We start from the raw sequence: 20769 nt of genomic DNA on the forward strand, positions 1-20769 counted from the left end.
CCTGGGTGGCGGGTTGCGGGCTGGACACCGGCGCGCATGCGGTGGCCGCCCTGACAGCGTTGTTCGACATGCGCGGCGACACGCCGCTGGTACTGGACGCCGACGGGCTGAACCTGCTGGCGGGCGGCGTGCTGCCCTCCTGGGGGCCAGGCCCGGCCGTATTGACGCCCCACCCCGCCGAGGCGGCCCGCCTGCTGGGCACCACGGCAAGCCAGGTACAGGCCGACCGCCAGGCGTCGGCCCAGGCCCTGGCCCGCCGCCATGGCGCCTGGGTGGTGCTGAAAGGGGCCGGCACCCTAGTCTGCCGGCCGGATGGTCATTGCTGGTTGAATACCACCGGCAACCCCGGGCTGGCCACGGCCGGCACCGGCGACGTGCTGGCCGGCATGCTGGGCAGCCTGCTGGCCCAAGGCCTGCCCCTGGAACAGGCTGTACCGGGGGCTGTCTGGCTGCACGGCGCGTCCGCCGACCGTCTGGTGGCCGCGGGCATCGGCCCCCTGGGAATGACCGCCGGCGAACTGGCAGATGCCGCCCGGCAGTTGCGGAATGGCCACGATTAAAGGTCGTTACAACTTATCCACAGATTCATGTTGCATTGCACTTAGGGTTATCCCTATAATGGTTTACCCCATGACGAAACGGACTGGAGATTAACCATGAGCGACCTGACCCTGAACCAAAATGCCCGCCTGACCGACGCGCTGGAACGTGACCTGCTCCGCGGCGCGATGGAAAGCCAATCGAATGCCCAACCGCTGGTGCTGCTGAAGCAAACCGGCGCCGCCATCGCCCGCGCCACCGGCGCCTTCGTCGACTACGTCCTCGAAGTGCAAGACGCGATGAACCGCGCCCGCGCCGCCAGCGCCCGCTACTCCGGTTCGCAGTGGTAATCTGCCTTCCGGCCTGAGGCCCCGCCCTGCAAAGGGCTGGGCCTTGGTGCTGTGCGCCTTCGGGCGCCCCAAGGCGCCGCACCTCGAAGCGAGGAGCGGCGCCTTGTTGTTTTCGGGCCTGGCCCGAAAATTTGCGCGACGCAACACGGGTCGGTGCGCATTGACAATGCGTAAAGCCCCTTCCGATAATCGGCCCCTTGTCACGATTGATTGCATCTGGCGGCAGCCCGCCGGCCGGTGCGCAATCGTCCCGATTCGGAGTTTTCATGAAATTGCGTACTTCCCTGGCCCTGCTGGCGGCCAGCGCTGGCATCGCCGCCGCGCCCGCTGTCCTGGCCCAGTCCCTGACGATCGCGCTGTCGTCCGAACCCACGTCCGCCGACCCGCACTACCACAAGCAAACGCAGAACGACGCGTTCGCGGCGCACGTTTACGACTCGCTGATCAACCGCAGCGCCGACATGACGCTGGTGCCGGGCCTGGCCACCTCGTGGAAGAACGTGGACGACCTGACCTGGGAACTGAAGCTGCGCGAAGGGGTGAAATTCTCGAACGGCCAGCCCTTTACCTCGCAGGACGTGCTGTTTTCGGTGTGCCGCACGCTGAACAACAAGACCAACGTGTCGCAGTCGTACATGACGGTGACCAAGCTGCTGACCGACGTGCAGACGCCGGACGACCATACCGTCATCCTGAAAACCGCCGAGCCCTTCCCCCTGATGCCGGCCGAACTGGCGCGCCAGTTGCCCATTATCTGGAACGGCATCGTCGAGCACGGCCCGCTGAAGTTCGCGCCGAAAGAAGGCTGCGGCGTGACCGGCCCGTGGCCCACGGTGGCCGACTTCAACAACGGCAAGGACGCCATCGGCACCGGCCCGTACAAGCTGAAGTCGTACGTAAAGGGCACCGGCATCGAGCTGGAACGCAATGACGATTACTGGGGCGGCAAGCCACAGTGGCAAACCGTGAAGTTCGTGCCGGTGCCCAACGCCGGCCCGCGCCTGACCGGCCTGCTGTCGGGCGACTTCGACGTGATCGAGAACCCCGCCGCGCGCGACCTGCCGCGCCTGAAAGACAACAAGGACTTCGGCTACGTGGCCACGCCGTCCACCCGCCTGGTGTTCTTCCAGCCCGACGTGGGCCGCAATCCCAGCCCGTTCGTCAAGAGCGCCGACGGCAAGAACCCGCTGCAGGACCTGCGCGTGCGCCAGGCCATCAGCATGGCCATCGACCGCAAGACCATCAATGCCCGCATCATGGACGGCCTGTCGACCCCGGCCAACCAGTACATGCCCGACGGCATGTTCGGCGCCCTGCCCAAGGCCCCCGAGATCAAGTACGACCCCGAAGGCGCCAAGAAGCTGCTGGCCGAGGCTGGCTACCCCGACGGTTTCGAGCTGACCCTGTCGTCGACCAACAACCGTTATGTCAACGACGGCCAGGTGGCGCAGGCCGTGGCGCAGTACCTGTCGCGCATCGGCATCAAGACGCACGTGGATGCCATGACCGCCTCGATCTACTTCCCCAAGCGCGCCAAGCGCGAGTTCAGCTTCGCCATCGGCGGCTGGCCGGCGGAAACCGGCGAGGCCTCGGCGCTGTTCCAGCTGTGGGTGGCGTCGACCGATTCGGCCCGCAGCCTGGGCACCAGCAACTACGGCGGCTTCTCGAATGCCGAGTTCGACAAGGTGTACGAGCAGGCCATCGTGACGGTAGACCGCGACAAGCGCGAGAAACTGCTGCAGGAATCGACCAAGATCGCGCTGGCCAACCTGCCGCTGATCCCGCTGCACTTTGAAAGCAGTGTCTGGGCGTTCCGCAAGGGCCTGACCTACGAAGGCCGTCGCGACCAATACACGCTGGCCATGTCGGTGCATCCCGCCGCCGGCAAATAAACGGCGGCATCCGGTGCCGGACGCCCGTGGCAATACTTTAAGAGGTCTGGCTCCTGCAGGGTGCCAGACCCCGTCGGGTCGAGCCTGCTCACACATCGGTGTCTGACACCCCTTGCGGGGAGTCAGACACCCTGCGGCTTCAATCCGGCAAAGGCGCTTCCAGTTCGTCGATACGCGCCTTCAGGTGCTCGATGAAGCGCGCCACGCCGGGCGGCAGCAGGCGTCCTTCCATGGTCTGGATCTGCAGATTGCGCGACTGCAGTTCGGCGCTGACCACGGGCCGCGCCACCAGGCCGTCCTGGGCCAGCCGCCAGGCCACCGAGATATAGCCGGCGAACATCACCGCATTGGAATTGCGCACGAAGCCGTGCAACGCTGGTGAATAGTTGGACACCAGCGCCGCCTGCAGCGGCACGGCCTCCAGGGCGCAGGTGCGGTTGAGCAGGCGCCGGGCCGTGCTTTTGTCGTCGGTCAGCGCCAGCGGATAGGCCAGCACTTCTTCCAGGTCCAGCCGGCTGCGCCCCGCCAGCGGGTGGCTGGCGGCCATGACCGCGTAGACCGGCGCGCGCCACGAATGCAGCACCGCCACACCCTGCGCCGGTTCAACATTGAACGACACCGCCACGTCGATGTCGCCGTTGGCGATCTGCCGCATGGCTTCCGGCGGCGTCAGCACCTGCAGGGCAAAGCGGCTGCGGGGATGCTGGCGGCGGAAATCCACCATGGCCACCGGCAGAAAACCCTGGGCCGGCCCTTCCGAGGCGCCCACCCGGATCTCGTCGTGCGGCGCGCCCTGCAGGCCGGCGATCTGCCGCAGCACCTCGTCGGCCTCCAGCTGCGTGCGCCGGGCGTGCGACAGCAGCAGCCGGCCGGCCTCGCTCAGCGCCATGCCGCGCGGCGCGCGCTCGAACAGCGGCGTACCCACCTCTTCTTCCAGCCGGGCGATCTGGCGGCTGATGGCCGAGATAGCCACGTGCAATTCCTTGGACGCGCCGCTCAGGCTGCCCGCCTGGGCAACCGCCGCGAAGTACTTCAGGGCTATTCCATGCATGCCCGCACCTTTCCGGTTACGGCCCGCGGTCGATGCGAGCCTGGCTTGTTCCTTTGCCAAAAAGGCAAATAGTTTGGCAAATATTCTAATTGCCGAGAAAGCTGGCCCGCTCCTAGAATCTGCCGAGATAAGAAATCGACGCCGCGCCCCTGTCGTGGCCGGCCCATTCCCCAGGGGGAAACGTGTTCCTGGCAGCTTGCCGTCCGCCCAGCCCGGCGGGCCTACTACGCCCTTGCGCGCCCATGGCGGCGCGCCATGCCTGTGCGCACCCGCCATCGCGCGCGTGCCGCCGCCCCCTTTTCTTGCGAAGCTTCCATGTCCAGCCCTGACACCGCGCCCAAGGTGCGCCCGTTTGAACTCGCCTGTCCCGACTTGTCGGCCGAACGCCTGGGCAATACCGATACCCCCGGCGTCTGGCACTTCGATTCCGGCGCCCCCGGCAAGCGCGTGATGCTGACGGCGCTGATCCACGGCAATGAGCTATGCGGCGCCTGGGCCCTGAAAACACTGCTGGCCAGCGGCTTGCGGCCGCGCCAGGGTTCGCTGACCCTGGCCTTCTGCAACCTGGCGGCGTTCGACCGTTTCGATGCGGCCAACTATCTGCCGTCGCGGTTCGTCGACGAAGACATGAACCGCGTCTGGAGCGACGACAAGCTGGCCGACCCCGCCACCCAGGAACGCCGCCGCGCCGCCGCCCTGCGGCCCTGGGTGGCGCAGGCCGACTGGCTGCTGGATTTCCATTCGATGAGCAATTCCGAGGTGCCGCTGCAACTGGCCGGCCTGCAAGCGCGCAATATCGAGTTGGCGCTGCAACTGGGCACGCCCGGCACCATTATTTCGGACGCGGGCCATGCGGCCGGCGTGCGCATGCGCGACTATGGCCGCTTTGGCGAAAGCGGCGACAACGGCACGCGCTCGCTGCTGGTCGAATGCGGCTTTCACGGCGCCCCGCAGGCACGCGACGTGGCGGTGGACCAGATGGCGCGCTTCCTGGCGGCGGCCGGCACGGTGAACCGCGCCGATCTGCCGGCCGGCTGGTTGGCGCCCGACGCGCCGCGCCAGCAGGCCTTGCGCGTGACCCATGCCATTGCCGCCAAGAGTGCCGACGTCAGCTTTGCCCAGCCCTGGCGCGGCCTGGAGCAACTGCCCGCGGCGGGTACCCTGCTGGGCTGGAACGACGGCGAGCCCTTCCATACCCCCTACGATGACTGCGTGCTGATCATGCCGTCGCTGGCGAATGTGCGGCCCGGCGTGACCGTGCTGCGCCTGGCCCAACCCATTGCCTGAATACGACCCCAGGAGAACCACTCCCATGTACTCGTCCTGCATACGTACCGCGGCACTGGCCGCCCTGCTTGGCGTCGCCGCCGGCGCCCAGGCCCAATCGCTGAAGATTGCCCTGGCGTCGGAACCCACCGCCATGGATCCGCACTATCACCAGGCCACGCCGAACAATGCGATGGCCTCGCAGATTTTCGAGACCCTGGTGGCGCAGAACGCCAAGATGGGCCTAATTCCCGGCCTGGCGGTTTCGTGGAAAACACTGGACGACACCACCTGGGAATTCAAGCTGCGCGAGAGCGTGAAATTCTCCAACGGCGAGCCGCTGACTCCGCAGGACGTGATTTTCACGTTCTGCCGCGTCATGAACAACGAAGAAGCCATTGCCGGGTCGTACGCCGCCCTGGTGAAAAAGTTCGCCGACGTCCAGGCCGTGGACGCGCACACGCTGCGCATCAAGACGCTCAAGCCCTACCCGCTGCTGGCCAACGACCTGACCCGCACCGGCATCCTGTGGAGCGGCATCGCGGAACACGGCCCCATCACGTTCGACCTGGAAAAAAAATGCGGCGTCACCGGCGACTGGCCGCGCGTGGCGGATTTCAACAACGGCAAGAACACCATCGGCACCGGCCCGTACAAGATGAAGTCGTACGTGAAGGGCACCGGCATCGAGCTGGAGCGCAATGAAGACTACTGGGGCAGCAAGCCCGAGTGGCGCAACGTAACCTTCGTGCCCGTGCCCAATGCGGGCCCGCGCCTGACCGGCCTGCTGGCGGGCGATTTCGATGTCATCGAAAGCCCGGCCGCGCGCGACGTGCAGCGCATCAAGACCACCCCCGGCTTCGGCTATGTGGTGACGCCGTCGGTGCGCGTGGTGTATTTCCAGCCCGACGTGGGCCGCGACGCCAGCCCGCTGGTGAAAGCCGACAACGGCAAGAACCCGCTGCAGGACGTGCGCGTGCGGCGCGCCATCAGCATGGCCATCGACCGCAAGACTATCGTGGCGCGCATCATGGACGGCATGGCCACGCCCGCCAACCAGTTCCTGCCCGATGGCATGTTCGGCACGCTGCCCAACCCGCCGGAACTGAAATACGACCCCGAAGGCGCCAAGAAACTGCTGGCCGAAGCCGGCTACCCCAACGGCTTCGAAATGACCCTGTCGTCCACCAACGACCGCTACATCAACGACGGCCAGATCACGCAGGCCGTGGCGCAGTACCTGTCGCGCATCGGCATCAAGACGCACGTGGACGCCATGACCCGGTCGGTGTATTTCCCCAAGCGCGCCAAGCGCGAATTCAGCTTCGCCATGGGCGGATGGGCATCGGAAACCGGCGAGGCCTCGTCGTTCATGCAGTACTGGGTAACCTCGTTCGCCCCGGAACTGGGCATGGGCACCAGCAACTACGGACGCTATTCGAACCCGGAACTGGACAAGATTTTCCGCCAGGCCGTCACCACCGTGGACGACGCCCAGCGCGAGAAAATGCTGCAACAGGCGCTGACCATCACCCTGGCCGACCTGCCCAGCATCCCGCTGCATTTCGAAAGCAGCATCTGGGCCTTCCGCAAGGGGCTGACCTACGAAGGCCGCGCTGACCAGTACACTCTCGCCTCGTCGGTGAAGCCGGCCCCCTAGGGCCGGCCGCTATTCCCGAGCAGAACTAAGGAACGCATAACGTGGTTTTGTTTACCCTGCGCAGGCTCATCCAGAGCCTGTTCGTGCTGCTGGCCGTGTCGGTGGTGGTGTTTTTCGCGGTCTATGCCGTGGGCGACCCCATCGAACTGCTGGTCAGCCCCGAGGCCACCATGGAGGACCGCGCGGCCACCATCGCCCGCCTGGGGCTGGACCTGCCCATCTGGCAGCAATACTTCACCTTCCTGTGGCGCGCCCTGCACGGTGACCTGGGCACGTCGTTCGTGCACGGCATCCCGGCCATCGAGCTCATCGTGCAGCGCATCCCGGCCACCTTCGAACTGGTGGTGGTGGCCATTACGCTGACCTGTGTGATCGGCATCCCGCTGGGGCTGGTGGCGGGCCTGTACCGCGATCAGCCGCTGGGCCGCGGCATCATGGCCAGTTCGGTGCTGGGCTTTTCGCTGCCCAACTTCTGGCAGGGCATGATGCTGATCCTGCTGTTCGCCGTGTGGCTGGGCTGGCTGCCGGCATCGGGGCGCGGCGACACGGTCAGCGTGCTGGGCGTGCCGCTGTCCATCCTGACGCTGGACGGCTGGTCGCATGTGATGATGCCGGCCGTCAACCTGGCCCTGGCGAATATCGCGCTGGTGCTGCGCCTGACGGCCACCGGCGTGGCCGAGGCCCAGACCCAGGAATACGTGAAGTTCGCGCGCGCCAAGGGCGTGCGGCCCGGGCGCATCGTGCGCCGCCATATCCTGCGCAATATCCTGATCCCGGTGGTTACCGTGGTGGGCATGGAATTCGGCAGCCTGATCGCCTATTCCACCATTACCGAAACCGTGTTCGCCTGGCCCGGCATGGGCAAACTGCTGATCGACAGCGTGTACCAGCTGGACCGCCCGGTGGTGGTGGCCTACGTGATGCTGGTCACGCTGATCTTCGTTATCGTCAATTTCATCGTCGACATTCTCTACGCCGCGCTCGACCCGCGCGTGCAGCTTGTCGCCCCCGCACACTGATATGGCACATTCCGCTTCCAACAGCCGCACGCGCACCATCCAGCCGCTGGATGACACGCCGCGCCGTGCCACCATCCTGAAAAAACTGCACAGCCGCCCCACGGTAATAGGCTCGGCCATCGCGCTGGCCATCCTGATGGTGGTGGTGCTGGCCGCGCCGCTGTTCGCGCCGCAGAACCCCTATGACCTGGCCAGCCTGAACCTGCTGGACGGCCGCCTGCCGCCCGGGGCCGAATCCATGGACGGCCAGGTGTACCTGCTGGGCACCGACGACCAGGGCCGCGACATGTTCAGCGCCATTCTGTACGGCCTGCGCATCAGCCTGATGGTGGGCCTGTCGGCCGTGGGGCTGGCCACCGCCATCGGCAGCATGGCGGGCCTGGTGGCCGCCTATGTGGGCGGCTTCGTCGACACCATGCTGATGCGCATCGTCGATTTCATCCTGGGTTTTCCCACCATCCTGGTGGCGCTGGTGCTGCTGGCCATGATGGGCCGCGGTGTGGACAAAGTGATCCTTGCGCTGGTGGTGGTGCAATGGGCGCATTACGCGCGCATCATGCGCGGCCGCGCCCTGCAGGAACGCCGCAAGGAATACGTCGAGGCCGCCGCCAACCTGGGCTTTCCCGCCTGGCGCATCATGGTGTTCCACCTGCTGCCCAACTGCCTGGGCCCGGTCATGGTGTTCGCCACCATCCAGATCGCCACGGCCATCGCGCTGGAAGCCACGCTGTCGTTCCTGGGCGTGGGCGTGCCCATTACCGAGCCTTCGCTGGGCCTGCTGATCGCGAACGGCTTCCAGTACCTGCTGTCGGGCGACTACTGGATCAGCATGTTCCCGGGCGCGGCCCTGCTGGTGCTGATCCTCACCATCAACATCGTGGGCGACCGCCTGCGCGAAGCCCTGGACCCGCGACGAGCATGAGCGACATCATTCTGCAGGTGCGCGGGCTGCGCACCGCATTCCATACCGAAGCCGGCGCCTGGCCGGCCGTGGACGGCGTAGACCTGACCGTGCGCCGCGGCGAGATCCTGGGACTGGTGGGCGAGTCGGGCTCGGGCAAGTCCGTTACCGGCTTTTCCTTGCTGGGCCTGATCGACCCGCCGGGCGAGGTGGTATCGGGCGAAGTCCTGTTCAAGGGCCAGGACCTGCGCGGCCTGAACGAAGAGGCCATGCGCCGCCTGCGCGGCAACCGCATCGCCATGATCTTCCAGGATCCGCTGATGACGCTGAACCCGGTGCTGCGCGTGGGCGAACAGATGATGGAAGCCATCCTGACGCACGAGAAAGTGCCGGCCGCCGAGGCGCGCGAGCGCTGCCGCGAGGCGCTGGCCATGGTGGGCATCCCTTCGCCCGACAAGCGCCTGGACAGCTATCCGCATGAATTCTCGGGCGGCATGCGCCAGCGCGTGGCCATTGCCATCGCCATGCTGAACAAGCCCGACCTGATCATCTGCGACGAACCCACCACCGCGCTGGACGTCACCATCCAGGGGCAGATCCTGTACCGCATGCAGGAAATCTGCCGCACCCACGACACGGCGCTGATCTGGATCACCCACGACCTGGGCGTGGTGGCCGAACTGGCCGACCAGGTGGCCGTGATGTATGCCGGGCGCATTGTCGAGGCCGGCCCCGTGGACCAGGTGCTGGACGCGCCGCGCCACCCCTATACCAAGGGCCTGCTCGATTCCATGCCGGCCAACACCGCGCCGGGCGAACGCCTGCACCAGATCGACGGCATGGCGCCCAGCCTGGCCGGGCGGCCCTCGGGCTGTGCCTTCCGGCCGCGCTGCCCCAATGTCATTACCCGCTGCGCCGAGCAAGTTCCCGGCCCCACCCAGGAAGGGCCGCGCAACTTCCGCTGCTACGTACCGATTGCCCGCGAGACCGCCACCGCATGACCCCGCAAGATACGCCCGTTATCGAGCTGCGCAACGTCCATAAGCGTTTCGAGCAGCACCCCGACCTGGCCCAGCGCCTGCTGGCGCTGGCCGGCAAACCCATAGACCGCCGCACGGTGCATGCCGTCAACGGCGTGGACCTGTCCATCCAGCGCGGCGAAGTGCTGGGCCTGGTGGGCGAGTCCGGCTGCGGCAAATCCACGCTGGGCCGCGTGGTGGCCGGCCTGCATCGCCAGACCGAAGGCGAACTGCTGTACCAGGGCCGCCCCGCCGCCAGCCTGCGCGGCGCCGAACAGCTGGCCTATACGCTGGGCGTGCAGATGATCTTCCAGGATCCGCAAGCCTCGCTGAACCCTCGCCAGCGCCTGCGCCAGATCCTGGGCGAGTCGCTGAAGGTGCACAAGCTGGCTCCCGCCGCCGAGATTCCCGCGCGCATCGACCGCGCCCTGTCCGAAGTGGGCCTGGACCGCGAGTACCGCGACCGTTTCCCGCACCAGATTTCCGGCGGCCAGCGCCAGCGCATCGGCATTGCGCGCGCCCTGATGGTGTCGCCCAAGTTCCTAGTGTGCGACGAACCCGTGGCCGCGCTGGATGTATCGATCCAGGCCCAGGTCATCAACTTGTTCATGGACCTGCGCGAACAGCATGGTTTCACCTACCTGTTCATCAGCCATGACCTGGGCGTGGTCAAGCATATTTCCGACCGCGTGGCCATCATGTACCTGGGCAAGATCGTCGAGCGCGCGCCGGCCGCCGAGATCTTCACGCGCGCCAACCATCCGTACACCCAGGCCCTGCTGGCCGAAGTGCCCGACGTGGGCCGCCGCGGCCGCAAGTTCACGCCCATCAAGGGCGAGATACCCTCGCCCCTGAACCCGCCGCCCGGCTGTACGTTCCACCCGCGCTGTCCGCATGCCCTGCCGCGTTGCCGCGAACAGGCGCCCGAACTGAAAGAAATCGCGCCCGGCCACTGGTCGGCCTGCCACCTCAACCCGTAGCCTCGCCCCGCCATGAAACCAGAGATGTCCAACGCCGAGCGCATCGCCCATGAACTGGGCCATGCCGGCCGCAACGCCATTGCCTACGTCGACGATGACCGCAATGCCGACCGCCCCTTCACGCTGCAAACCTACCGCCCCTACGGCTACACGCCCGACCGCCCGGTGGTGATGGTGCAGCATGGCGTGCTGCGCAACGGCGACGACTACCGCGACTTCTGGATTCCCGCCGCCGACAAGCACAATGTGCTGATCGTGGCGCCCACGTTTTCCAACGACATCTGGCCCGGCGTGGAAAGCTATAACAATGGCCGGGTGTTCAGCGCCGGCGGCAACCCCCGCCATATCGACGGCTGGACGTACGCGCTGGTGGCCCGGGTGCTCGCCGATTTGCGCAAGGCCGGCGTCACCGAGGTGGAACAGGCCCATTTGTTCGGCCATTCGGCGGGCGGCCAGTTCGTGCACCGGCTGATGAGCAGCCAGCCGCACGCGCCCTTCTGCGCCGTGACGGCAGCCAATCCCGGCTGGTACACGCTGCCTACCTTCGACCATCGTTTCCCCGAAGGCATGGACGGCGTGGGGTTGGGCGAAGAACACTTGCTGCGCCTGCTGGCCTACCCCATGACCATCCTGGCGGGCGACCAGGACATCGCCACCAACGACCCCAACCTGCCGTCCGAGCCGGCCGCCATGCGGCAAGGCCCGCACCGGTATGCGCGCGCCCACCATTATTTCGAAGCCGGCCAGCGCGAGGCCCAGCGCCGCGGCGCGCCGTTCGGCTGGACGCTGCAGACCGTGCCCGGCATCGGCCACGATGGACGCACCATGTCGGCGGCCTGCGCCAGCCTGTGGTTCGAAGGCAAGCTGCCCAGCGAGGCCGAACTGGCCAAGCTGGCCGGCCAGCAAGTGGCCTGATCATTCCCGTTTATCCACCAGGAACGCAAGCATGACATCCCTGCCCAGTACCGAAGCCCTCGTCGCCGGCATCCAATCATGGGTGCGCTGTGAGTCGCCGTCCAACTCGCCGGAAGGCGTGGCCGCCATGGCGGCGCTGGTGGAAGCACAGGCCCGCGCCGCCGGGCTGACGGTGGAAATCACCCCGCTGGACCCGGGCACCGGGCCGCTGCTGTACGCCACCAACCGCGCGGCCGGCGATACGCGTCCGGGCATTCTGGTGCTGGCGCACCTGGACACCGTGCATCCCGTCGGCACCTTGCAGGACAACCCCTGCCGCATCGAAGACGACCGCCTGTACGGCCCGGGCAGCTACGACATGAAGGGCGGCATCTACCTGGCGCTGGCGGCCTTGTCCACGCTGGCCCAGCCCGGCGCCACGCGCTTGCCGGTGGATTTCCTGATGGTCCCGGACGAGGAAATCGGCAGCCATGCCTCGCGCGCGTCCATCGAGCGCTACGCGGCCAATGCCAAGTACGGCCTGGTGTGCGAACCGGCCCGCCCCAACGGCGGCCGGTGCGTCACGGCGCGCAAGGGCACCGGCATGCTGCGCCTGAACGTGAAGGGCCGCCCGGCCCACGCCGGCATGCAGCATGAAAAAGGCCGCAGCGCCATCCGCGAAATGGCGCACCAGGTGCTGGCGCTGGAGGCCATGACTGACTACGAACGCGGAGTGACGGTCAGCGTCGGCACCATCGCGGGCGGCACCGTCACCAACACGGTTCCGGCGCAATGCCGCTGCGTGGTGGATTTCCGCGTGCCCGACATGGGCGCGGCCGAAGACGTGCTGCGCCGCATGCGCAACCTGTGCGCGGTGGGCCCGGACGTGGAACTGGACATCGACGTGGAACTGAACCGCCCGCCCATGGTGCGCAGCGACGCCGCGGCCGCCCTGCTATCGCTGGCGCAGGGCTATGCGCGCGAGGCCGGTTTCGACCTGGAAGAGGCCCCCATGACAGGCGGCGGCAGCGACGCCAACTTCACCTCGGCCATGGGCGTACCCACCCTGGACGGCCTGGGCGCCGACGGCGATGGCGCCCATACGCTGCACGAATACATCCTGGTATCCACCCTGCAGACCCGCGCGAAGTTCTGGCAGTTGCTGCTGCGCGAACTGGCCTGAACGGGCCAGGAAAAAGGGCGGGGTGAGTTTTCGCCGATGCCGGCGGGTGTCTGGCACCCCCCAGGGTGCCAGACACCGTTACGTGCCACGATGGTCTCAGTAAGACGGTGTCCGGCACCCTGACGGGAGCCGGACTCCTGGCAGTCGGAAGGAGCATGACCGCCAACAGGGCGGCGCCAGACACACAAGGTGCCTGGCACCCAGGTCATATGCGGGCCAGCCTGCGGCGTTGGCCGCAACTGCTTGATCATTCCCCTTGTAGGGTCACCACCACGCGGCGCGCGCCGCCGTGGTTGCGGTGTTCGCACAGGTAGATGCCTTGCCAGGTACCCAGGCCGGGCCGGCCGGCGCTGATGGGAACACTGACGCTGGCGCCCAGGATGCTGGATTTCAGGTGGGCGGGCAGGTCGTCGCTGCCTTCATAGGTGTGCTCGTAGTAGGGCTGGTTCTCGGGCACCGCGTGGTTGAAGTAGCGCTCGAAATCGTGGCGCACCGTCGGGTCGGCGTTTTCGTTCAAGGTCAGCGAGGCCGAGGTGTGCTGGATGAACACGTGCATCAGACCCACGCCTATGGCCCGCACTTCGGGCAGCTGGCGCAGGATTTCGTCCGTGACGAGGTGAAAGCCGCGCGGCCGCGCCGCCAGGGTCAGGGTTTTTTGAATCCACATGGTGCCTGCTCGCAAGTGGGGCGCCCTGCGCTGCGGCAACCGGGCGCCAGATTGTTCATATCGCACATTTTAGCTATGATATGTTCATTATGAACACCCCGGGCCATGTCATGACCGCCCTGCGCAAGACCAAGCCTTCCCCCGACGCCGTGCTGGCCAAGGCGGTGTTGCGCGCGGCCGACCAGTTGGGCCTGCGGCAGGCCGACCTGGCCGCCGTGCTGGGCGTGCACCGCACGGCAGTCAGCCGGCTGAAGCAAAGTCAGGCGCTAGACCCGGCCTCGAAACAGGGCGAACTGGCCCTGCACCTGGTGCGCATGGCGCGCGCACTGTACGCCCTGACCGGCGGCGACGCCGACTGGATCCGCCACTTCATGCACAGCCCCAACAAGGTCACGGGCGGCGTGCCGGCGCAACAAATCGCCAGCATCCAGGGCCTGATGGCCGTCACGCAGTTCGTCGACGCTATCCGGGGCAAGGTGTGACAATCTGGCAGGCCTGCAACGGGCCGGACCAAATCCGTCCCATCAGCGGCGCGCTGTACCGGCTGGTGGAAAGCCAGGAACACATTGCCACGCTGGGCTATGTGGATACCCTGGAAGAACAGGCCATGCTGGAAGCGCTGATCGACACCGTGAAGCCGCCGTACCGTGACGAAGGCGATGGCTATCACTACCTGTTGAAAACGCCGTTCCGCTACCCGCCCCTGCCCTGGGGTTCGCGCTTCGGGCGCACGCATGAGCGCGGTATTTTCTATGGCGGATGCAGCGTGGCCACCACGCTGGCGGAATCGGCTTACTACCGCTACGTGTTCTGGTATTCCATGGATGCTGCGCCCATCAAGGCGCAAATCCACAGCCAGCACACCCTGTTCTCGGTAGGCTACAAAACCCGCCAGGGCATCCGCCTGCACCAGCCGCCGTTCGACGCCTACCGCGCCGAACTGGCGCACCCGGCCCAGTACCAGGCCACACAACAGCTGGGCAGCGCCATGCGCGACGCGGGCGTCCAGGCCTTCGAATATTTCTCCGCGCGCGATCCGGCGGGCGGCCATTGCGGCGGCCTGTACACCCTGCAGGCCATGGCGCACAAGCAGCCGCGCGACATGAGCGCCTGGCTGTGCCAGGCCAGCGCGGACGAAGTCGCTTTCAAGCAGGTGGGCACGCGCGAAGTCGCCAGCTATCCGCTGGCCAGTTTCCTGCACAGCGGGCGGCTGCCCATGCCGGCCTGAACCGCCCGGTTATTTGCGCAGCAGCGCCTTCAGCATGCCCAAGCGCTCCTTGGGGCTCATGGCGCGCGTAGCCTCGTCTTCCTGCACCCGCACATCGCCCAGCCCCATTTCCTCGATGAAGCGCGACGGTTCGCGCACCATGTCTTCGCGCGCGCGGCGGCGCTTCTTGCACCAGCTGAGGTTCAGGCTGCGCTGCGCCCGCGTGATGCCCACGTACATCAGGCGCCGCTCTTCCTGGATGCGGGTGGCCAGGTTCTCGGCCGCGCGGGCCGGATCGCCCTGTTCATCGTCCTTGCCCAGGTGCGGCAGCAGCCCTTCTTCCACCCCCAGCAGGTACACATGCGGGTATTCCAGGCCCTTGGAAGCATGCAGGGTGGAAAGCTTGACCGCATCGGGCTCTTCTTCTTCGCCGCGTTCCAGCATGGTGATCAGCGCCACGTGCTGCACCAGGTCGAACAGCGACATGCCGTCTTCCTCGGCCTTGCGCTTGAGCCAGCCAGTAAGTTCCAACACGTTTTCCCAGCGCGACTGCGCGGGTTTTTCTTCCAGGGTGTCGTACAGGTAGCGTTCGTACTGAATGGCGCCCAGCATGTCGTCCAGAATGGCGCCGGCGGGCTCGGGCGAACCGCCGCCATCGGTGCGCCCCCGGCCGCCGCGCCATTGCAGGCGGCGTATGTACTCGGCAAAGGTGCGCAGCGATTCCAGCTGGCGCGCCTGCAGCAGGCTTTCCAGCCCGGTTTCCCCCACGGCGGCCAATAGCGATACCTCGCGCTGCGCCGCATACTGGCCCAGCACCTGCAGCGTGGCCTGGCCGATGCCGCGCTTGGGCGTGGTGGCCGCGCGGATGAATGCCGGGTCGTCATCATCGTTCGCGATCAGGCGTAAATAGGCCAGAATGTCGCGCACTTCCGCCTTGTCGAAAAAGCTTTGCCCGCCCGCGATGGTGTACGGAATTTTCAGGTTGCGCAGCGCTTGTTCCATGATGCGCGACTGGTGGTTGCCGCGGTACAGCACGGCGAAGTCTTTCCACTGCGCCTGCCGCTCGAAGCGCGCGGCCGATATCTTCATGGCCACCGACTGCGCCTCGTGTTCGTCGCTGTCCATGGGCGACACCAGTATCGGTTCGCCCATCGCCAGGTCCGACCACAGTTTTTTCTCGAACAGCTTCGGGTTTTTTTCAATGACCTGGTTGGCCGCGGCCAGAATGCGCTGCACCGAGCGGTAATTTTGCTCTAGCTTGATCAGCTTGAGCTGCGGGTAATCGGTGGTGAGCTTGGCCAGGTTCTCGATGGTGGCGCCGCGCCAGGCATAGATGGCCTGGTCATCGTCGCCCACCGCGGTGAACATGGCACGGTCGCCGCACAGCAGTTGCACCAGCCGGTACTGGCACACATTGGTGTCCTGGTATTCGTCCACCAGCAGGTAGCGCACGCGGTTCTGCCAGCGCGTGCGCACCTCTTCGTTGCTTGCCAGCAGCTGGGCCGGAATGCGGATCAGGTCGTCGAAATCCACCGCCTGGTACGCGGCCAGCGTGGCGGCGTAATTGCGATACACATTGGCGGCCTCGACCTCGCCCGGCGTCGCGGCGACGCGCGCGGCATCGTCGGGGCTGAGCAAGCCGTTCTTCCACAGCGAAATGATCGACTGCACCGAGCGCAGCCGGCCGCGGTCGGTGGTGGCCAGCAGTTCCTGGATGATGGCCATGGCATCGTCCGCGTCCAGGATGGAAAACTGCGGCTTCAGCCCGGCGTGCCGCGCCTCTTCGCGCAACAGCTTCACCCCCAGCGAATGGAAGGTGCTGATGGTGAGCCCTTTGGCCAGCTTGCGGTCTACCAGGCCCTTGATGCGCTCATCCATTTCGCGCGCGGCCTTGTTGGTAAAAGTAAGCGCCACCACGTTGCGGCCCATGTAGCCGCATTCGCGCAGCAGGTAGGCGATTTTCTGGGTAATGACGCGCGTCTTGCCGCTGCCCGCGCCCGCCAGCACCAGGCAGGGGCCGTCCAGGTACAGCACCGCCTCTTTCTGGGCGGGATTCAGGCCGTGGCCTATGGGTGCGCTGTCGGACATGTTGAACTGTGAACGGGTTTCGGCGGGCGCAAGGCCCTAGATTTCCAGCGGATCGACTTCCAGCTGCCAGCGCACGCGGGCGTCGGCGGCAAGGCCGGGCAAGTGCCCCGCCCAGGCTGCCAGGAAAGCTTGCAGGGCCGGCCGGCTGCCGCTTTCCAGCAGCAGCTGCGCCCGCTCGACATTGGCCACGCGCACCACGCGCAACGGCACTGGATCGTACAACGTCAATGCGGCAATACCGGGAAAACCGCCATCCGCCGCCAGGTCGCGGGCCTGCTGCAAGAAGCCCAACGCCTGCGCCAACTCGCGCGCTTCGGAAGTCAGCAGCGCCTGATAGGCGAAGGGAGGCAGGCCGGTGGCCTCGCGTTCTTCCAGCGCATGGCGGGCGAAGCCCGGGTAGTCGTGGCGCAACAGGGCCTGGTACACGGGCTGCTCGGGGTAGCCCGTCTGGATCAGGACCTCGCCCCCGCCGTTATGGCGTCCGGCGCGCCCCGCCACCTGCATCAACTGGGCAAACAAGCGTTCCGGCGCACGGAAATCGTGGGCGAACAGCATCGAATCGGCGTTCAGGACGCCCACCAGGCCCAGCCGCGCGAAATCGTGCCCCTTGGCCACCATCTGCGTGCCCACCAGGATGTCGACCTCGCCGGCGTGCACGGCGGCGAACAGGGTTTGCGCGCTGCCCTTGCGGCGCGTGCTGTCCGCGTCGATGCGGGAAATGCGCGCCTGCGGAAACAGTTCCGCCAGATGTTCTTCCACGCGCTGGGTGCCCCGGCCCATGGGCTGCAGATCCTGGTCGCCGCATTCCGGACACGCGCGCGGCACCGGGGCCTGGTAGCCGCAATGATGGCAATGCAGCCGGTGGCCGTGGCCGGCGCTACGATGCAGCACGGTAAAGGCCGAACAACGCGGGCAATGGCTGACCCATGCGCACGACGCGCAATGCAGCACGGGCGCATAGCCGCGGCGGTTCAGGAACACCAGCGACTGCTCGCCGCGTTCCAGCCGCTGGCCGATGGCGTCGGTCAGTTGGGGCGACATGCCCTGGCGCATGGCCAGCCGGCGCGTATCGACCAGCCGGATGGCGGGCAGGCTGCTGGCGCGGGCCCGGCCCGGCAGGACCAGGCGCAGATAATGGCCGCGTCCGGCATGGTGCCAGCTTTCCAGCGAAGGCGTGGCCGAGCCCAGCACCACGGGGATGTCACGATCGCGCGCGCGCCATACGGCCAGGTCGCGCGCCGAATAGCGCAGACCTTCCTGTTGCTTGTACGAGGCATCGTGCTCTTCGTCGACCACGATCAGGCCCAGTTCGCTCATGGGCGCGAAAATGGCCATGCGCGTGCCCAGCAGCATGCGCGCCTGCCCGCGCTGCGCGCGAGCCCAGGCCTGCAGGCGCTCGCCATCCGACAGGCCGCTGTGCAGCACCGCCAGCCCCTGGCTGCCCAGCACCGATTCCAGCCGCGCGCGCACGGCGCCTTCCAACTGGGGCGTCAGGTTGATTTCGGGCACCAGCAGCAACACTTGCCGGCCCGCGGCCAGCACGCGCTGGGCCGCACGCAGGTACACCTCGGTCTTGCCGCTGCCCGTCACGCCATGCAGCAGGACAGGCTTGAAGTGGTCCAGCGCCGCCACCGCGTCTACCGCCGCCTGCTGGTCGGCGTTGAGATCGGGAGCCTGGTCGGGCACCGCCGGCGCGGCAGGCGCCTTGGGCTTGCGTGCGTCCAGCCGCGCCACGGGCCCCTGCCCCGACCGCTTGCCCTGGTAGGCCGTGGGCTTGCGCAGCGGCGGGGGCAAGGCCGGCAGCATCACCTCGCCCAGCGGCCGCTGGTAGTAGTCGGCGGCAAAACGCGCCAGGCGCATCCAGTCGTCGGGTAGCGGCGGCAGGTCTTCCAGCACCTGCTCGATGTCGCGCACCTGCGCCACGTCGATAGATGGCTGAACGGGGTTGTCCAGCACCACCCCCACCAGCTTGCGCCGTCCGAACGGCACGATGACGCGTGCGCCTGTCGGCAGCGGCGCGGGAGCACGGTAGTCGAAAGGGCCAGGCAGGGGCACGTCCAACGCCACGCGCACCCAGGCGGGCGCGCGCATGCCGGTATCGGCGGGCGCGTCAGACATGGGTAGCGTGGGTCGGGAGCATGGCGAAGGTGGTGAAGGGCAAATACAACTTAAAGTAAATTCTGGGTTTTGGCGCTAACAGTATGTCAAGGCGGACTGAAATGCGCAGCGCCTGCGCACCTGTGGATAACTTTGGGGAAAAACCCCCAACAACATTGCCCGGTGTCAAGGCGCATTACGCGAATGTTTAAAGGCAGATACATTCTATTCAGAATTTCCTGTTTATATTCATATACTTATAAACATTTCCCAGAATGTCTGCCAGCTATTTGGGGTTATCCCGGCTTGCTTCGCTGCTGTGCACAACTTCGTGGTGGCAGCACGCCGGCGCGGCCTTCCGCGCCGAAGCGGCCACTTACTCAGGCATGCAGGGCGCGGCTGTAGCCGTGCACTTCGTCGACCAGTTCGGCCACCGCCTCGGGCGGCGTGAACTGCGAAATACCATGCCCCAGGTTGAACACGTGCCCCCCCTGGCCCACCGGGCCAAAGGCGTCCAGGGTGCGGCGCGCCTCGGCGCGGATGGCCTGGGCGCCGCCGAACAGTGTGATGGGATCCAGATTGCCCTGCAGGGCGACCGCATCGCCCGTGCGCTGGCGCGCCTGGCCCAGGTTCACCGTCCAGTCCAGCCCCACGGCGTCGCAGCCGCAAGCGGCGATGGCTTCCAGCCACTGGCCGCCCCCCTTGGTGAAGACGATGACTGGCACCCGACGCCCTTGGTGTTCGCGGGTAAGGCCGCTTACCACCTTGCGCGTATAGGCCAGGGAAAATTGCTGGAACAATCCGTCGGCCAGCACCCCGCCCCAGCTGTCGAACAGCATCACGGCCTGGGCGCCGGCCTGGATTTGCGCGTTCAGGTATTGCAGCGTGGCCTGCGCGTTGATTTCCAGGATGCGGTGCAGCAGGTCGGGGCGCGCGTACAGCATGGTCTTGATAAGCCGGTAATCGGCGCTGCCGCGGCCTTCCACCATGTAGCAGGCGATAGTCCAGGGGCTGCCCGCAAAACCGATAAGAGGCACCTTGCCATCGAGCTCGCGGCGTATGACCGACACCGCGTCGAATACGTAGCGCAGCGCATCCATGTCGGGCACGGCCAGTTGGGCCACGTCGTCTTCGGTGCGCACCGGCCGGGCAAAACGCGGGCCTTCGCCGGGCGCGAAATCCAGGCCCAGGCCCATGGCGTGCGGCACGGTAAGAATGTCGGAAAACAGAATGGCGGCGTCCAGGTCGTAGCGCGCCAGGGGCTGCAGCGTGACCTCGGCCGCGTAGTCGGGATTTTGCGCCAGCCCCATGAAGGACCCCGCGCGGGCCCGCGTGGCGTTGTATTCGGGCAGATAGCGCCCCGCCTGGCGCATCAGCCAGATGGGGGTATAGGGGACGGGCTCACGCAGCAAGGCGCGCAGGAACACATCGTTCTTCAGCGGGGCAACGGACACGACTATCCTTTGGAATCGGAAGCCATGATTTTACCCTTGGCCGGCGGTGCCAAACCCGACCGGAAGCAAGTGCGCGGCGGACGCCGGCACAGCCCGGCTAGCTGCCCCCGGCGCCCTGCACGGCTGCCTGCCCGGGGGCGCCCGTTATTCGCTGGCTTCGTGGCCGATGCTGCTTTGGCGATACGGAGCGGCGTCGATTCGGTGCTTGCGCATCAAGGCCCAAAAGGCACGGCGATGCTTGCTGGAAGCGCGGGCCGCCTGGGCCACATTGCCGGCGTGCAGCAACAGGGCGCGCTGCAGGTATTCGCGTTCGAAGCCGTCGACCACGCGGGCCTTGGCCTGGCGGAAAGGTTCGTCGCACGGGTGGGAGTCGTAGCCGGGTAGCGCAACCGGGCTGGAGTTCAGGCGAGCCCGCAGCGGCAGCGTGCGCCCTGCCTGGGCGCCGGCGCAGGCGCCATAGGGCAGTGCGGCTTCCTGCACCTGGGTGCCGCCCGGCGCATC

19 protein-coding genes are annotated in these 20769 nt (G+C 66.8%); 13 read left to right on the plus strand and 6 right to left on the minus strand.

Annotation, left to right across the window (positions count from 1 at the left end; all coding sequences use genetic code 11):
* From LPZ50_RS08155 to LPZ50_RS08165, 3 genes are all read left to right on the plus strand, one after another.
* Positions 1 to 560, plus strand: a 560-nt coding sequence (locus tag LPZ50_RS08155) for an NAD(P)H-hydrate dehydratase (protein WP_230659706.1), incomplete at its 5' end; no start/stop codon positions are given.
* Between the two features lie 96 nt (positions 561 to 656).
* Positions 657 to 890: a hypothetical protein gene (locus LPZ50_RS08160; RefSeq protein WP_230659709.1), complete on the plus strand. Its 234-nt coding sequence runs from the start codon at positions 657 to 659 to the stop codon at positions 888 to 890.
* A gap of 266 nt (positions 891 to 1156) precedes the next feature.
* Positions 1157 to 2782, plus strand: a complete 1626-nt coding sequence (locus LPZ50_RS08165; protein ID WP_230659712.1) for an ABC transporter substrate-binding protein — start codon at positions 1157 to 1159, stop codon at positions 2780 to 2782.
* Between the two features lie 139 nt (positions 2783 to 2921).
* Here the strand turns inward: LPZ50_RS08165 and LPZ50_RS08170 are convergent, their stop codons facing one another.
* Entirely contained in the window at positions 2922 to 3833 is a 912-nt protein-coding gene (locus LPZ50_RS08170) for a LysR family transcriptional regulator (protein ID WP_230659715.1), read from the minus strand.
* A gap of 315 nt (positions 3834 to 4148) precedes the next feature.
* Here LPZ50_RS08170 and LPZ50_RS08175 point away from each other — a divergent pair, with 315 nt between their 5' ends.
* From LPZ50_RS08175 to LPZ50_RS08210, 8 genes are read left to right on the plus strand one after another with little or no spacing between them, the layout of a single operon-like run.
* Positions 4149 to 5120 carry a succinylglutamate desuccinylase/aspartoacylase domain-containing protein gene (locus LPZ50_RS08175; RefSeq protein WP_230659718.1) on the plus strand — a complete coding sequence of 324 codons (972 nt, stop codon included), beginning with the start codon at positions 4149 to 4151 and terminating at the stop codon, positions 5118 to 5120.
* 25 nt (positions 5121 to 5145) lie between these two features.
* Entirely contained in the window at positions 5146 to 6759 is a 1614-nt protein-coding gene (locus LPZ50_RS08180) for an ABC transporter substrate-binding protein (protein ID WP_230659721.1), read from the plus strand.
* Between the two features lie 41 nt (positions 6760 to 6800).
* Complete coding sequence (locus LPZ50_RS08185) at positions 6801 to 7778, plus strand: ABC transporter permease (protein ID WP_230659724.1); 978 nt, start codon at positions 6801 to 6803, stop codon at positions 7776 to 7778.
* Position 7779: 1 nt separating this feature from the next.
* Entirely contained in the window at positions 7780 to 8700 is a 921-nt protein-coding gene (locus LPZ50_RS08190; RefSeq protein ID WP_230659727.1) for an ABC transporter permease, read from the plus strand.
* Positions 8697 to 9680 carry an ABC transporter ATP-binding protein gene (locus LPZ50_RS08195; RefSeq protein ID WP_230659730.1) on the plus strand — a complete coding sequence of 328 codons (984 nt, stop codon included), beginning with the start codon at positions 8697 to 8699 and terminating at the stop codon, positions 9678 to 9680. Before LPZ50_RS08190 ends, LPZ50_RS08195 begins: the two co-directional genes overlap by 4 nt.
* Entirely contained in the window at positions 9677 to 10678 is a 1002-nt protein-coding gene (locus LPZ50_RS08200) for an ABC transporter ATP-binding protein (protein WP_230659734.1), read from the plus strand. Before LPZ50_RS08195 ends, LPZ50_RS08200 begins: the two co-directional genes overlap by 4 nt.
* A gap of 12 nt (positions 10679 to 10690) precedes the next feature.
* On the plus strand, positions 10691 to 11593 hold the full coding sequence (locus LPZ50_RS08205) for an alpha/beta hydrolase (RefSeq protein ID WP_230659738.1): 903 nt from the start codon (positions 10691 to 10693) through the stop codon (positions 11591 to 11593).
* Positions 11594 to 11624: 31 nt separating this feature from the next.
* The gene (locus LPZ50_RS08210) at positions 11625 to 12755 is read left to right on the plus strand and encodes a M20 family metallopeptidase (RefSeq protein WP_230659740.1); all 1131 of its coding nucleotides are present in this window, start codon (positions 11625 to 11627) and stop codon (positions 12753 to 12755) included.
* A gap of 247 nt (positions 12756 to 13002) precedes the next feature.
* Here LPZ50_RS08210 and LPZ50_RS08215 read toward each other — a convergent pair whose 3' ends face one another.
* Positions 13003 to 13422, minus strand: a complete 420-nt coding sequence (locus LPZ50_RS08215; protein ID WP_230659743.1) for a secondary thiamine-phosphate synthase enzyme YjbQ — start codon at positions 13420 to 13422, stop codon at positions 13003 to 13005.
* An 89-nt stretch (positions 13423 to 13511) separates the two neighbouring features.
* On the opposite strand from LPZ50_RS08215, the gene LPZ50_RS08220 reads away from it, so the two are divergent.
* On the plus strand, positions 13512 to 13904 hold the full coding sequence (locus LPZ50_RS08220; protein ID WP_230659746.1) for an MbcA/ParS/Xre antitoxin family protein: 393 nt from the start codon (positions 13512 to 13514) through the stop codon (positions 13902 to 13904).
* Positions 13901 to 14650 (plus strand): RES family NAD+ phosphorylase, encoded by a 750-nt coding sequence (locus LPZ50_RS08225; protein WP_230659749.1) that lies wholly within the window; start codon positions 13901 to 13903, stop codon positions 14648 to 14650. The genes LPZ50_RS08220 and LPZ50_RS08225 overlap by 4 nt, the downstream gene beginning before the upstream one ends.
* Positions 14651 to 14659: 9 nt before the next feature.
* On the opposite strand, the gene LPZ50_RS08230 is transcribed toward LPZ50_RS08225, so the two are convergent.
* From LPZ50_RS08230 to LPZ50_RS08245, 4 genes are all read right to left on the minus strand, one after another.
* Complete coding sequence (locus LPZ50_RS08230; protein ID WP_230659752.1) at positions 14660 to 16717, minus strand: UvrD-helicase domain-containing protein; 2058 nt, start codon at positions 16715 to 16717, stop codon at positions 14660 to 14662.
* A 36-nt stretch (positions 16718 to 16753) separates the two neighbouring features.
* Positions 16754 to 18835 (minus strand): primosomal protein N', encoded by a 2082-nt coding sequence (locus LPZ50_RS08235; RefSeq protein WP_230659755.1) that lies wholly within the window; start codon positions 18833 to 18835, stop codon positions 16754 to 16756.
* Positions 18836 to 19194: 359 nt separating this feature from the next.
* On the minus strand, positions 19195 to 20268 hold the full coding sequence (gene hemE, locus LPZ50_RS08240; protein WP_230659759.1) for a uroporphyrinogen decarboxylase: 1074 nt from the start codon (positions 20266 to 20268) through the stop codon (positions 19195 to 19197).
* 144 nt (positions 20269 to 20412) lie between these two features.
* A partial coding sequence (locus LPZ50_RS08245; protein WP_329957652.1) for a helix-turn-helix domain-containing protein occupies positions 20413 to 20769 on the minus strand: 357 nt, incomplete at its 5' end.

It is taken from the genome of Bordetella petrii (assembly GCF_020991325.1).
Taxonomy (GTDB): Bacteria; Pseudomonadota; Gammaproteobacteria; order Burkholderiales; family Burkholderiaceae_B; genus Bordetella_A; species Bordetella_A petrii_E.

Excerpts from the sequence above, each read along its gene's own strand:
- LPZ50_RS08160 (WP_230659709.1), top strand. The coding sequence starts at position 657 with ATGAGCGACCTGACCCTGAACCAAAATGCCCGCCTGACCGACGCGCTG.
- LPZ50_RS08165 (WP_230659712.1), top strand. The coding sequence starts at position 1,157 with ATGAAATTGCGTACTTCCCTGGCCCTGCTGGCGGCCAGCGCTGGCATC.
- LPZ50_RS08170 (WP_230659715.1), bottom strand. The coding sequence starts at position 3,833 with ATGCATGGAATAGCCCTGAAGTACTTCGCGGCGGTTGCCCAGGCGGGC.
- LPZ50_RS08175 (WP_230659718.1), top strand. The coding sequence starts at position 4,149 with ATGTCCAGCCCTGACACCGCGCCCAAGGTGCGCCCGTTTGAACTCGCC.
- LPZ50_RS08180 (WP_230659721.1), top strand. The coding sequence starts at position 5,146 with ATGTACTCGTCCTGCATACGTACCGCGGCACTGGCCGCCCTGCTTGGC.
- LPZ50_RS08190 (WP_230659727.1), top strand. The coding sequence starts at position 7,780 with ATGGCACATTCCGCTTCCAACAGCCGCACGCGCACCATCCAGCCGCTG.
- LPZ50_RS08195 (WP_230659730.1), top strand. The coding sequence starts at position 8,697 with ATGAGCGACATCATTCTGCAGGTGCGCGGGCTGCGCACCGCATTCCAT.
- LPZ50_RS08200 (WP_230659734.1), top strand. The coding sequence starts at position 9,677 with ATGACCCCGCAAGATACGCCCGTTATCGAGCTGCGCAACGTCCATAAG.
- LPZ50_RS08205 (WP_230659738.1), top strand. The coding sequence starts at position 10,691 with ATGAAACCAGAGATGTCCAACGCCGAGCGCATCGCCCATGAACTGGGC.
- LPZ50_RS08210 (WP_230659740.1), top strand. The coding sequence starts at position 11,625 with ATGACATCCCTGCCCAGTACCGAAGCCCTCGTCGCCGGCATCCAATCA.
- LPZ50_RS08215 (WP_230659743.1), bottom strand. The coding sequence starts at position 13,422 with ATGTGGATTCAAAAAACCCTGACCCTGGCGGCGCGGCCGCGCGGCTTT.
- LPZ50_RS08220 (WP_230659746.1), top strand. The coding sequence starts at position 13,512 with ATGAACACCCCGGGCCATGTCATGACCGCCCTGCGCAAGACCAAGCCT.
- LPZ50_RS08230 (WP_230659752.1), bottom strand. The coding sequence starts at position 16,717 with ATGTCCGACAGCGCACCCATAGGCCACGGCCTGAATCCCGCCCAGAAA.
- LPZ50_RS08235 (WP_230659755.1), bottom strand. The coding sequence starts at position 18,835 with ATGTCTGACGCGCCCGCCGATACCGGCATGCGCGCGCCCGCCTGGGTG.